Source organism: Neosynechococcus sphagnicola sy1, from assembly GCF_000775285.1.
Lineage (GTDB): Bacteria > Cyanobacteriota > Cyanobacteriia > Neosynechococcales > Neosynechococcaceae > Neosynechococcus > Neosynechococcus sphagnicola.
This window is the reverse complement of the sequence record NZ_JJML01000022.1, coordinates 15,731-29,011: the sequence shown is the minus strand read 5'-3', so window position 1 is coordinate 29,011 and position 13,281 is coordinate 15,731. Positions and strand designations below refer to the sequence as shown.

The 13,281-nt window shown below is 54.3% G+C and carries 6 protein-coding genes and 4 pseudogenes; 8 read left to right on the top strand and 2 right to left on the bottom strand.

Going from position 1 to position 13,281, the window contains the following annotated elements; translation table 11 throughout:
* The first annotated feature begins 169 nt into the window (after positions 1–169).
* Both DO97_RS31105 and DO97_RS10885 read left to right on the top strand, forming a co-directional pair.
* Positions 170–3,156: pseudogene (locus DO97_RS31105) on the top strand (FHA domain-containing protein).
* 55 nt (positions 3,157–3,211) lie between these two features.
* Positions 3,212–4,408 (top strand): WG repeat-containing protein, encoded by a 1,197-nt coding sequence (locus DO97_RS10885; RefSeq protein ID WP_052128632.1) that lies wholly within the window; start codon positions 3,212–3,214, stop codon positions 4,406–4,408.
* A gap of 232 nt (positions 4,409–4,640) precedes the next feature.
* Here DO97_RS10885 and DO97_RS10875 read toward each other — a convergent pair.
* Positions 4,641–7,248: pseudogene (locus DO97_RS10875) on the bottom strand (M1 family aminopeptidase).
* Positions 7,249–7,354: 106 nt separating this feature from the next.
* Between DO97_RS10875 and DO97_RS24395 the strand changes: the two are divergent.
* The 3 genes and pseudogenes from DO97_RS24395 (at position 7,355) to devC (ending at position 9,576) form a co-directional block, all read left to right on the top strand.
* A complete protein-coding gene (locus tag DO97_RS24395) occupies positions 7,355–7,552 on the top strand; it encodes a hypothetical protein (protein WP_162182982.1) in 198 nt (65 codons plus the stop codon).
* Positions 7,504–8,343: pseudogene (locus tag DO97_RS31100) on the top strand (ABC exporter membrane fusion protein); the annotation flags it as partial. The gene DO97_RS24395 and the pseudogene DO97_RS31100, both read left to right, overlap by 49 nt.
* 75 nt (positions 8,344–8,418) lie before the next feature.
* Complete coding sequence (gene devC / locus DO97_RS31095) at positions 8,419–9,576, top strand: ABC transporter permease DevC (protein ID WP_036533323.1); 1,158 nt, start codon at positions 8,419–8,421, stop codon at positions 9,574–9,576.
* A 4-nt stretch (positions 9,577–9,580) separates the two neighbouring features.
* On the opposite strand, the gene DO97_RS10865 is transcribed toward devC, so the two are convergent.
* The gene (locus DO97_RS10865; protein WP_052128631.1) at positions 9,581–10,105 is read right to left on the bottom strand and encodes a hypothetical protein; all 525 of its coding nucleotides are present in this window, start codon (positions 10,103–10,105) and stop codon (positions 9,581–9,583) included.
* Positions 10,106–10,522: 417 nt separating this feature from the next.
* Between DO97_RS10865 and purH the strand changes: the two are divergent.
* From purH to DO97_RS26425, 3 genes and pseudogenes are all read left to right on the top strand, one after another.
* Positions 10,523–12,068: pseudogene (gene purH / locus DO97_RS31090) on the top strand (bifunctional phosphoribosylaminoimidazolecarboxamide formyltransferase/IMP cyclohydrolase).
* 329 nt (positions 12,069–12,397) lie between these two features.
* Positions 12,398–13,072 (top strand): diguanylate cyclase domain-containing protein, encoded by a 675-nt coding sequence (locus tag DO97_RS10855; protein ID WP_239651649.1) that lies wholly within the window; start codon positions 12,398–12,400, stop codon positions 13,070–13,072.
* Positions 12,975–13,277 (top strand): diguanylate cyclase domain-containing protein, encoded by a 303-nt coding sequence (locus DO97_RS26425; RefSeq protein WP_338038566.1) that lies wholly within the window; start codon positions 12,975–12,977, stop codon positions 13,275–13,277. Before DO97_RS10855 ends, DO97_RS26425 begins: the two co-directional genes overlap by 98 nt.
* Positions 13,278–13,281: the final 4 nt, after the last annotated feature.

The window sequence follows — 13,281 nt, the reverse complement described above, 5'->3', positions numbered from 1 at the left end:
GGGTGAGGGAGTACGTGGGCACCCTGCCAGAAATGACCAAACTGCCCCCCCGTGAGTCAGTTTCTCCTTCAGGTGCGATACAATTCCTGGGTCAACAACAAAGTCTACGACCGATAGTGGTAGCTCTATAGTAAAGGTCAGGTCACCTTCCCTTGCCTGTCACCCCATCATGCCGGTTTCTGCTGCTACCCTCAAGATTTATCATCACCAGACGGTGATTCAGGAATTCTCACTGGAACAGAATCCTGTCACCCTCGGTCAAGAGTCAGATAATGGGCTGGTATTGTCTGACCCTACCCTGTCGCAGTACCACGCCCAAATTACCTGGGACGTTGACCATTACGCGATCGCCGACCTAGGCAGTGCAGCGGGCACTTGGCTGAATCAAGTCCGATTGTCACCGCGTCGGCCTGAGCCATTAAGGGATGGAGACATCATTCGCATGGGGAACTTGGAACTGCACTTTCAACAGCACACTCACTCCGACCCGTCACCCTTGCTTCCTGGCACCGTTGTCACGGGGACGCCGATTGCCTGTGTCCTTCAGGTAACGACCCCCCAGTGGGTGCAGGAGTTCCCTCTCAGACAGGAGGTGCTTGTCATTGGCCGAGATCCAGGCTGTGACATCATTGTCGATTTGCCCGTCGTTTCCCTGCGCCATGCTCAACTCCAACGTTGCGACGGGGGCTACGAAATCATTGACCTTGGCAGTCGCAATGGCCTGTTGTTCCAGGGACAGTATGTTTCCCGGCGATTCCTCCTTGATGGGGATGTGGTGCAAATTGGCACCGACCTCACCCTCTCCTACCAGGTGGTGTTACCGACGATCGCCGCTGACCATCTCGAACCACTGCCCCTGCGCGATCGCACCAGCCTCACCCTAGGGCGCGATCCCCGGAACGATACCGTCATCGACCATCCCATGGTGTCGCGGTTCCATGCCCGCATTGAATTGCAGGACGGCTCTTGGCGGATCACAGATCTGGAGTCTTCCAATGGCACCTTTGTCAATGGCAAGCCCATTGTCGGCGATCGCCTGCTGTTGCCAGGTGACACGATTCGCGTCGGCCCCTGTAACCTGGTTTTCAATATCGATGAAACCCTGGTGCAGCAAAATGATGCGGGCAATCTGCGCCTTGATGCCCTGCACCTGACCAAAACCACCAACAAGGGCGTGGTGCTGTTGGATGATATCTCTCTCTCGATTTTGCCCCGAGAGTTTGTAGCCATTGTCGGGGTCAGCGGTGCGGGAAAATCTACCCTACTGGATGCCTTAAATGGTCTGCGTCCAGCCTCTCGCGGCACGGTGCTGGTCAATAACAATGACCTGTATAAAAACTTCAATGCCTATCGCACGGAATTGGGGTATGTTCCCCAGGACGATATTATCCATCGCGATCTGACGGTGGTGCAGGCCCTAGACTACGCTGCTCAGTTGCGCCTGCCCGCCGATACAACCGCCGCCGAGCGTCGCCTGCGTGTCCAAACGGTACTGGAAGATTTGGAACTCACCCAACGTCAGCATGTTTTGGTGAAAAACCCTCAGTGGTGGGCAACGCAAGCGGGTGTCGATGGGGGTGGAACTGCTGACAAAGCCCAGCCTCTTCTTTCTCGATGAAGCCACCTCCGGTTTAGATCCCGGCACCGAAGTCCAGATGATGCGACTGCTGCGAAAACTAGCTGACCAGGGGCGCACCATCCTGTTGATTACCCATGCCACCAAAAATGTGATGATGTGCAACCTAGTGGTCTTTCTCACCATGGGTGGCCGCATTGCCTACTTTGGCCCTCCCGATCAGGCTCTGACCTACTTTAATGTCAAGGACTTTGACGAGATCTATCTGCGGGTGGAAGCCGATCTCTCACCGGAACAGTGGCAGCAGCGCTACTGGCAATCTCAGCAGTATCAGCAGTATGTGGGAGAGCGCCAACAGCATCTGCAACTGACCTCTAATTCAGGACACCATGCCCGTCCGGCTCAACAACTGCCGACGGGGGTGAAGGGCATTTCCAGTTGGCGGCAGCTGCTGATCCTGTCTCGCCGCAACCTGACGATTTTGATGCAAGATCGCGCCAGTCTAGCGTTGATGCTGGCCTTAGCCCCGATTCTGGGATTGCTGGATCTGGCAATGTGGAAACGTCATTTATTTGACAATACCAGCGGCGATGCGGGGCAGTCTCTGACCATGATGTTTGTGGCGGTGCTGATCGCCACGATGGTGGGAAGCCTCGGCACCATGCGGGAAATTGTTAAAGAGACGGAAATCTACCGCCGGGAACGGATGGTGGGGTTAAAAATTGGGGCGTATATTCTCTCCAAAATCTGGATTGCCGTGATTCTGGCGGTTTATCAGGCAGCGATTTTCTTGCTGACCAAAGAATTAGCGGTGGCAATTCCCGGCGGTGGAGAGACGACCCTTGCCCTTTATATCACCTTGTTCCTCGCAACCTTGGGGGGGAATGGTGATGGGACTGCTGGTGTCCGCACTGTCTCCGAATCAAAATATGGCTCCCCTGCTGACGATCCTGGTGCTAGTTCCCCAAATCACCTTTGCCGGAGCAATTTTACCGCTGCGGGATGTAGGTGCGGTGGGTCAAACCATTAGTCAACTGACGGTGACGCGGTGGGCCTTTGAATCGATGGTGACGATCACAGGCATGGGACGGGACATTGCCCATGATCCCTGCTGGCAAAAAACAGAAGCCCAGCGCAAAGCCCTGACGGAAGCTCAGAAGCAAAGCTGTCAATGTTTGGGAGCCAATTTATTTCGCCAGTGCAACTTCCCAGGGGTGCGGGATAAATATGATCCCGTGGTGGATCAACCCGAACCCAAGAAGCCCGCCGAACCGGGAGATCCGCCGCCCCAACCCGATAATCCCTTCAACACCACCTACCGAGATGACCTGAAAACCTATACCAATAAAGTCAATGCCTATCAAACCGCGATTCAAACCTGGCAGCAGACGTTTAGTACTTGGAAGGAAAAGCGGGGCACGGCGATCGCCTCCGCCGAAGCATTGATCAGTCGCTTTCAACGCAACCAAGGGGCTGCCTTTAACGTCAACGTCCTGGGACACTGGGGCAAACTCGGACTGCTGATTGGCGGGATGTTGGGCTTACTGCTCCTAGTGCAGGCTCGAAAGGATATTCATTGACAGACAATAACAGACCAACGGTGATCGCCGCTCAAGCTAGAGGATTCCATGGGGTATGCAGGTAAGAAACTACATTTCACTGACCGTATTGATCGGCCTGTTGGGGATGCAACCCACACAGGCACAGGAATTGCAACCCGTCGTGGTGGACAGAAACATCTCCCCCACGGCTCCCAACCCGTCCCCGGTGTTGCCCTTGGGCAGCTCAAGCGCTCAGGTACCTGGTGGATTGGCACCGATCAAGGTCGGGGAACAGTACGGCTACATTGACCCCCTGGGTCAATATGTAGCCAGCCCCCGGTTTCTGGAAGCTGGGCCATTTGTCGAAGGCTTGGCAGCGGTGAAAGTGAGTACGCGCTACGGCTATCTGGATGCCAAGGGACGCATGGCGATCCCGCCACAATTTGATGCCGCTGATCGCTTTTCCGAAGGCTTGGCAGCGGTAAAGGTCGGCACCCTTTACGGTTATATTGACCCCAAGGGCAACTTTGTCATTAACCCCCAGTTTGATGAAGCCTTGGCTTTCTACGATGGCTTGGCACGGGTACGCATTGCCAATCGCTGGGGTTATGTGAATCCCCAGGGGCAGTACGTGGTCAATCCTCAGTTTGCTGAGGTGCGTAACTTTCAGGGGGGGTTGGCAGCAGTCAGATTTCAGCAGCGCCAGTGGGGCTACATCAACAAGGCAGGAAAGACGATCATCAGTCCTCAGTTTGATGATGCCGCTGACTTTGTTGAAGGCTTGGCTCGGGTCAAGAATGGGACCCAATACGGGTTCATTGCCATGACCGGGGAGTACATTGTCAAACCCGCATTTGATGGGGCTGCCGACTTTATCGAAGGGGTTGCCCTGGTGAAACTCGGGGGGGGCTATGGCTTTATTGATCGCACGGGCAATTTTGTCATTCGCCCGGAATTTAATCAGGCCGATAGCTTCCATGAAGAATTGGCACGGGTGAAAGTGGGGAAGCGCTGGGGCTATATTGACCGCAAGGGACAGTATGCGGTGAATTTGCAATTTGATGATGCCTCTAATTTCCTGGATGGACTGGCCCTGGTGCGGATTGGTAACCGCTTTGGCTATGTGAATCCAGAGGGGCGCTATTTGATCAATCCCCAGTTTGATGAGGCGCTGGTGTTTTCTAAGGGGTTGGCAGCGGTTCGTTTGGGTAAACAGTGGGGCTATATCAATCGAGACGGTAAGGTGGTGATCAGCCCCCAATTTGATGGTGCAGCGGATTTTTCTCAGTAGCATTCCTGAGGCGATCGCCGATCCGTTTGCTGCTGCCATGACTGGGATCTGGAAACCGATCTAGCCAATGCTTGCCCCTGGAAGCGATGGATTGCTTCCTGAACTCTGCACCCGCCGCCAGAAGCAATGGGGAGCAATTCAGAAAGTTGCGGACTCATACAGAAGCATTGCAAGTGCCAACAGAAAGATTGCAGGGCTATGCCCAAAATCGGGTGTCAACGATCGGAGGATTTCAGGCTGAGGCATCAGCCTGATCAGGTTTTGCTTTGGCTTCTAGGGTTTCAATCCGACTTTTGAGTTGCTGGTTTTCTTGCTTGAGTTGATCGAGATCCTCCCGGAGTTGTTTCCAGGTGCGATCGCCGCCGACCTGTTGTTGCACTCCTTGAATCGCTTCTTCCGCCAAACGACGCACCCGCCCATCGGAGGTCTGCTCCATCAGCGATCGCAGCAGGGGAATAGCTTTAGGGGTTTCCATCTGTCCCAGAGCCACCACAACGGCCACCTGGGTGAGAAAGAAGGTCTCCCGGGTCAGGGCACCGAGACATTGCAGGATACGTTCGAGATTGGTACTGGACTGTCCCAGAGAAACGGGGCCGAGGGCACGAATGGCCGCCAGTCGCAGGGCTTGGGGAATGCCGCGAGGGGTATAATCGAGAATCAGTTGCAGCGCCGCTTCTGAGGTTCGCATTTGACTCAGGGAGGCGATCGCTCCCGACCGCACCACCTCATTCCAGCCAGCGCGTTCCGTGAGCACCATTTTTTAACAGCTTCAACACCCGCTCTTCTTTGGGCTTTTCGCCGAGATTGGCTGCCACGATGCCCCCCAAGGCTCGGACGGCGGCGGCTTCCACATAGTAACTGGCATCCCCAGCTTCCACAATGGGTTTGAGGACTTTGTAGCAATCATGGGTTTTAAAGGTTGCCAGGGCTTCAACAACTGACTTCCGTACCCGCGCATCACCATCCTGGAGACCCGCCACCAAGCCTTCAAAGGCTTGATCCAGCCGAATCTTCGCCAGTTGTTGGGCTACCTCCACCCGCACCCCCCAAAAGTGTTCTTGACGGAGGGCAGTGGAGAGGGCTTGCACGGCTTCCAGTCCGCCTTTTTTTGCCAGTGCCTCGGCGGCATAGATGCGGGACAGCGGGTCGGGGTCAAACTGTAACTGGTTTTTCAGTTCCGGGAGTGGGTACTCCAAGGTCACGGTTTTCAGCAGGGGATTGCCGTAGTCAAAGCTAATGAACTGGGGCTTCGTCAGCAGGGGGATATAGAAACTTTGCTCTGGCTCATGAACCCGCACTCGAACCGTCTGGAACTGAGGCGGGGCCTCGGGTTGAAGATACCCAACGGCGATCGCTACTTTGAGGTCAAATAAATCCTCTGGTTTCCCCGATTTGGCCTGGGTCTGAGTCACGGTGATTTTCGCTAGATTGCTCTCCCCATCCCACTCATAGGCAACTTTGAAATCGGGGTGCCCGCCGCGATAGACATACTGATCGAATAAAAATAACAGATTGCGTCCCGTGGTTTGTTCAATCGCCCGCAACAGATCCACCGTTTCAACGGTTTGATGGGCATGGTGGTTAACAAAGGCTGCGATCGCCTGCCAGAACAATGGGTCGCCCAATTCCGCCCGGATCATGTGATAGACACAAGCACCTTTTTCATAGAGATGGCGGTCATAGAGTTCAATCGCTGCCCGGTAGACGTGGGTGACCATGGGGCGGCGGTAGCGATCGCTGTCTTCGGCAAAGTAATGACGGGCTTCGTTGAGGCGGTAGTAAGCGGCGGCCTCCAGGCCATATTCCTGTTCCGTCCACAGCACCTCAGCATAGGAGGCCATGCCTTCCTTAATCCAGGCATGGGACCAGTGCTTAATCACCACCAGATCGCCAAACCATTGATGGGCTAGTTCGTGGGCGACTAGGCTTTCGGTCGTGCGGTTATCTAGGGTGGCTCGTTGATCCAGGAGGCAGCGATCGGTGAGCAGCGTCGTGGAGGTATTCTCCATGCCCCCAAAGATAAAGTCATCCACACACACCTGGGCGTACTTCGGGTAGGGATAGGGGTAGCCGTAGAGGTAGCTGAAAAATTCCACCATTCGCGGGGTTTTGCTAAAGCTGAGACGGGCTTTTTCTTCCTGACCCTTCTCAACGTAGTAGGTGATGGGTTTACCATGCCACTGATCACAGATTTCGGCAAAGTCTCCCACCGCCAGGGTCATGAGATAGGTGGGATGCACCTGCTGCTGTAACCAGTGGTAGATCTTGTCATCACCATCGGTTTCAACCCTGACTAACTCGCCGTTGGAAATCGCGGTTAATTGGCTGGGCACCCGCACCCGCAGTTCCGAGGTTGCCAGTTGTCCAGGATAGTCAAAGCAGGGGAACCAGAAACGGGAGTCCTCATCTTCCCCCTGGGTCCACACCTGAATCGGTTTGTCAGGGTAATACTGATCTGGGGCAATAAAGTAGAGGCCCCGCTGGGGATGGTCAGCCCCATAGGCGATCGCCAGTTGGATCACCTGGCCGACCTGGGTGGGTTGGGGGAGATGCACCTGCAGGCGTTCCCCATCGTAGTCAAAAGCACAGGGCGTCTCCCCCACCTGTACCGACGCAATCTGTAAATTGACCGCATCCAAACTCAGGCGATCGAGGCCACTAACAATTGGATTGAGGCGAATTGAGCAATTGCCCTGATAGCGCTGTTGGGGAATATTGAGGGCTAAGTCCAGATAGATATGTTGCACTTGACCGGGACGGTCTGGATTGTAGTGGGGATGGGCCCCAGGAAGGACAAATGACTTATGACCGTTGTTTTCATCCCAGTGAGCGTGTCCCATAGACCACCTGACCTGCTTGATACCTTTTAAGATAGCAGCAGAGGGGTTGCACCCACCGGCTCCTAGGTTTTCTTGGATTTGTAGCCTGTTAAGCGAGTGAACCCGAATGAAACCTTCAAGGTTACAGATCATCGTACTGGCGATCGCCGCAGGTATAGGTTCTGCGGCCTTGAGTTTTGTTGTCTATCAACGGTTTCAGGGCCCCCAGGCGGCATCTACCCCAACGGTGGCGACGTTATCCCCCCCCGACCCCCTGTGGATGCAATCAGCTCCTTGGGACGGATTGAACCCCAAAGTAAAGTAATTAGGGTGGCAGCCCCCTCTACCTTGGGCACCGCCCGGATGACCCGGTTGCTGATCCAGGAAGGTAGTAATGTCCAGGCCAATCAGATCATTGCGATCATGGATGCGGAAGACCGCCTACAAGCGGCGGTGCTCCAAGCCAAGGCGCAAGTGAAGGCAGCGGCAAGTCGGTTAGCCCAGGTGCAGGCGGGGGCAAAGCAGGGGGATATCCTGGCCCAACGAGCGGCGGTTGCCCGCTGGGAAGCGGAACTTCAAACCAGTCAACGGGAATATGAACGGTTTGCACGCCTCTACGAAAATGGAGCCACCTCTGCCTCCGAACTCGATCGCCGACAGTTAGCCATGAAAACGACCCTGAAGCAACTGGAACAGGCCAAAAAAGTCCTGAGTAGTGTTGCCGAAGTCCGACCCACGGATGTGCAGCAGGCGGAGGCCGAGGTTGAGGTGGCGATCGCCAATCTCAACCATGCCAAAGCTGAATTAGACACCGCCTACGTGCGATCGCCGATTGTGGGGCAGGTGCTGAAAATTCACACCCGACCGGGAGAAATCGTCGGCAACGATGGCATTGCCGAAATTGGCAGCATTCAACAGATGTATGTCGTCGCTGAAGTCTATGAGACTGATATTGCCAGGGTCCAGGTGGGGCAGCAGGCCACCATTACCAGCCATGCCTTTTCCGGCGAGATCAAGGGCGTTGTGGCGGAAGTTGGGCGCGAAATTCGTAAGAATGATGTTCTCAATACCGACCCGGCTGCCGATACGGATACCCGAGTGGTTGAAGTCAGAATTCGCTTACAGGATAGCCGTAAGGTTGCTGCCCTCACCAACCTCCAAGTCGATGTTGTGATTCGTACCCCCCCTGCGATGACCATTCTCGGAATTCCCTTAGCGTGGTTACAGCTCACCCGGGAAAAAATGCGATTGCTGATTGCCCTGGCAGGCATTGGTTTTGCGGTGATTCTGATGTTTATGCAGTTGGGGTTCCGGGATGCCCTGTTTATCAGTGCCGTGCGGCTCCACGAACAGCTTCAGGGAGATATCTTTTTCATCAGCCCCCAGTCTACCGCTCTCATCGCCATGCGGAGCTTCCCCCAGCGACGGTTATACCAAGCCTTGGGGTTTGCGGGGGTGCAGTCGGTAAGTCCCGTCTATTTAGACTTCGGCATCTGGCGCAATCCAGAAAATCGTCGGCCTCGGCAGTTATTGGTGATTGGCATTGACCCAGATGATCGGGTATTTGACCTTCCTGGGGTTCAGGCCCATCTCGACCAGATCAAACTCTCGGATGTCGTTCTTTTTGATGCCGCCTCCAGAGCCGAGTTTGGCCCCATTCCCGACTTACTCCAGCGCCGGGGTTCCGTGGTCACGGAGGTTAGTGGCCGCCGAGTCACGGTGGGGGGCACCTTTACCCTCGGTGCTTCCTTTGGGGCTGACGGCAACCTGATTACCAGTGATTTAAATTTTCTCCGCATCTTTGATCGGCGGCGCAAAGGGTTGATTGATGTGGGACTGGTGCGGCTACAGCCCGGTGCTGATGTCACCCAAGTGTTGAGTCGCCTCCGCAGTTCCCTCCCCCAGGATGTGCGAATTTTGTCACGGCAGGAATTTATCAACTTTGAGCGCAGCTATTGGGAAACCAGTACCGCCATTGGCTTTATTTTTAGTCTGGGCACGGCGATGGGCTTCATTGTCGGCACGGTGATTGTCTATCAAATTCTCTACACCGATGTCTCCGATCATCTCCCAGAATATGCCACCCTCAAAGCCATGGGCTATACCAGTTTCTATTTGCTGAGTGTAGTCTTTCAAGAGGCATTAATCCTCTCCATATTGGGCTACATTCCTGGGTTTGCCCTCTGTTTGGGTCTCTATGACTTGACCCGGAATGCCACCTCTCTCCCTGTTTCCATGACCGTCTATCGCAGCATTACCGTCATGTGCCTGACGGTATTAATGTGTTTGATCTCTGGGGCGATCGCGGTGCGTAAAGTCCAAGCTGCCGACCCCGCCGATATTTTCTAGCCAATCAAGATTTGATTAGACGCAGGGGGCTAACTGAGGCTGACTCTCCTGCAAGCACGGGATCAAGGGCGCTAGGGATGTTCAGGGACTGGCATTTGAGGTAGTGATTCCAAGCAATCTCCAGATTGTGGGGCATGACCCCAATGAGCTGAGCTGCGAGTTCATGGGGAATCTCTTGGGCTAGCCCGATGCCTAGCATGGAACAAAGTTGCTCAACCAGCAACACCGCCCGTTGCAGGGGAGAAATCTCTTGCATCAGTTCATGAAGCAGTTGGATCGAGTTGATCCGGACTTGAAATGCCTGCTTCTTTTCCGCAAGAGTTGTCGGGGCAACAAATTGCACATCTCCAATCGCGAAGATGGATTTGCACTGCACATCAAAACTCCCACCGATGGCAGCCCCCGGGCCGACGAATTCAGTATAAAAAGGCTTCTGTAAGATCAACCAACCTTGATGGTGAGGAGACAGAGACAAGAGTTGCCCACTACCCAAGAGCTGGAGTGGGAGGGATGATGATGTTTCTAACATAACGCCACCTCACCTCGCGATAACTGTAGAACTTAAGTGTGATCAGCACTACTGAATATAATGTCTCAATTGATGCCTACTGATCGTAAGGATTCCGTGAAGTTTGGGGAGTTCACTGTAAAGAGTTGACCGGTGCCACGATTTATCCCGCTGTTGTCAGGTCTCAAATCCAACAACGACTGAGGTTAAGGTTCTGAGGATGAGGGAGAGCGGTGTTGCAGGAGCATCCCGTTCTCAGGGGAGTACATTGCGGCTAGGGAGAGCTTGAGGTTTTCAGCCATGGAGATGTTCAGGAGCAGCGAACCGCAGATCCGTCACCCTAGCGATGAGTATTGATGCTGGGACAATGCCCTGTGACTGAGCGGGACTGCGATACCTTAATAAAGGGATCTTGATTTCATAGGCAACAGACATCTCATGGCACGGCTGGCACTGCTAAGTACATCGGATAAAACAGGGCTGATTGAGTTCGCCCACAGTTTGGTTGAGGAATTTGGCTTTGATCTAATCAGTAGTGGGGGTACCGCCCAAACCCTCAAAGCCGCTGGGCTACCGGTCACCAAGGTTGCCGACTATACCGGCTCTCCAGAAATTCTCGGGGGACGGGTCAAAACCTTGCATCCTCGCATTCATGGGGGCATTCTTGCCCGTCGGGATGTCCCCCAGGATCTCACCGATCTAGAAAACAACCAGATTCGACCCATTGATTTGGTGGTGGTCAATCTCTATCCCTTTGAACAGACCATTGTCCAGCCCAATGTCACCCTGGCAGACGCCGTCGAACAAATTGATATTGGTGGGCCAGCGATGCTGCGAGCGGCGGCTAAAAACTTTGCCCATTTAACCGTCCTCTGTAGCCCAGACCAGTACCCAGCCTACCTACAAGAACAGCGTCAACAGCAGGGCAGTATCTCCTTCGCTTTTCGCCAAGCCTGTGCTCAGACTGCCTTTGCCCATACTGCCCGTTATGACTTAGCCATTGCCACTTACCTGCAAGGTCAACCAGAAGACACCGTCGCCCTCCGGTCACAGTTCACCCTCTTCGGTCAGCAAATTCAAGCGTTGCGCTACGGCGAAAATCCCCACCAACCCGCTGTTTGGTATCAGGTCGGAACCCCAGCCACGGGTTGGGCTGCTGCCATCCAGCTCCAAGGGAAAGAACTCAGTTATAACAATCTGGTGGATCTAGAAGCAGCCCGCTGCATTGTTGCCGAGTTTGCCGCAACCCCCCGCTGCGGCGATTATCAAGCACACCAATCCCTGTGGAGTTGCCTTGGCCGATAGCATTGCTACCGCCTATGAAAAGGCGTTCCATGCCGATCCCGTGTCTGCGTTTGGGGGCATTGTGGCGCTCAATCGTCCCATAGATGCCCCCACGGCGACCGTTCTCACCCAAACGTTTCTAGAATGCGTGGTTGCCCCTGGCTGTAACCCTGATGCAGAAAGGATTCTCCAGGGAAAATCTAAACTCAGAGTCCTATCTCTTCCGGATTTGAATCAGGGCTTCCCCCACACCGTGAAGGCGATCGCGGGGGGATTGCTGGTGCAGGCTAGGGATGATCAAAGGACGGATCCGACGGAATGGCGAGTCGTCACGGAACGTCAACCCACCCCAGCCCAACTGGAAGAACTGCTGTTTGCTTGGAAGGTGGCGAAGCATGTCAAGTCCAATGCTATTGTGGTGACCCGCGATCGCACCACCTTGGGGGTGGGAGCCGGACAAATGAACCGAGTCGGTTCGGTGAAGCTGGCACTGGATCAGGCGGGGGAAAAAGCGAAGGGAGCCACCCTTGCCAGTGACGGGTTCTTCCCCTTTGATGACTCCGTGAGAAGGGCAGCGGCAGCGGGAATTATTGCGATCGCCCAACCTGGGGGCAGCGTCAAAGATCAAGACTCGATTCAGGCCGCCAACGAGTTAAATTTGGTAATGGTCTTCACTGATATGCGCCATTTCCTGCACTAAAATCTGGGAGGACTGAAGTTGTGGCAATCAGAGGCCCCACCGTACCTTGACATGACTGCCTATGATTCTCAAATGACGCTCTATCCGATCCCCATTGGTTCTGGAGCCGTGGGGTCTGGGGTTAAACAGATTGATTCGCCCTTGCAGTTAGTCGGTGCTCAATGAAATCCTGTTAAGGTTAATCAGATGCTGGCGCTCAGATCGCTCTCTCTCTTGATCTTGATCTCGCCTAGCTATTCTTTTCGCTAAAGTGGGATCCTCCCGTGTAAAAGTCCTAAAAATCGGAATTGTGCTTCAGTTCTAGGTCTGTATCTGTATTAGGGTTACCGATGGCAAAGAGTCAACCATCCACCGATCGCGAAATCCAACTACTAGCAGAAATTACCCGGCTCCAGGAAGAAATTGAGGAACTGCGACGTAGCAACCATGACCTAGAGGTTGCCTTGGCGACAACTGCGGAGCATGGCGATCTCATTGAGGCAGATCTCCACGACCTCACCCTCAAGCTTCAGGTTGAGATTGCTAAACATCAGCGTACCGAAGCCATGTTGCAGACGCTGCTGATGATTACCTCCCAAGAGCGGTACGATCTGGAAGTGATGGTCGAGACGATCCGGGAGCACGGCGATGTGCTGGATATGCAATGGGATCAGCAATTACGTCAGGCAAATCTCATGGCCAATATCGATGGCCTCACCCAAATTCCCAATTGGCGAAGATTTAATGACTATCTGGATCAACAGTGGCAACAAGCACTCCGAGGTCAGACTCCCCTCGCGATCATCCTCTGTGATATTGACCATTTTAAACAGTACAATGATACCTATGGACATTTGGCGGGAGATGACAGCCTCAAGCTCGTAGCCAAGTCTCTCTCTGCCGTCTCTCAGCGTTCCCTGGATTTAGTTGCTCGCTATCGGGGGGGAAGAATTTACCGCGATCTTGCCCCATACGTCCGAGGAAGGGGCGGTTCATATTGCTACACAGATGCAATCCGCCATTGACCAACTCCGGATTCCCCATCAAACCTCTTTAGTCAGCCCCTATCTGACCCTGAGTCTTGGGGTGGTCTGTACCGTGCCATCCCCCGAGCGATCGCCCACGGATCTTGTCGAGGCAGCGGATCAAATGCTCTACCAGGCGAAGCAGCGAGGGCGAAATCAAATTGTCCACTGCTCTCTGATGGGACAGGAGCAATCGGTCGGCTGAAGCG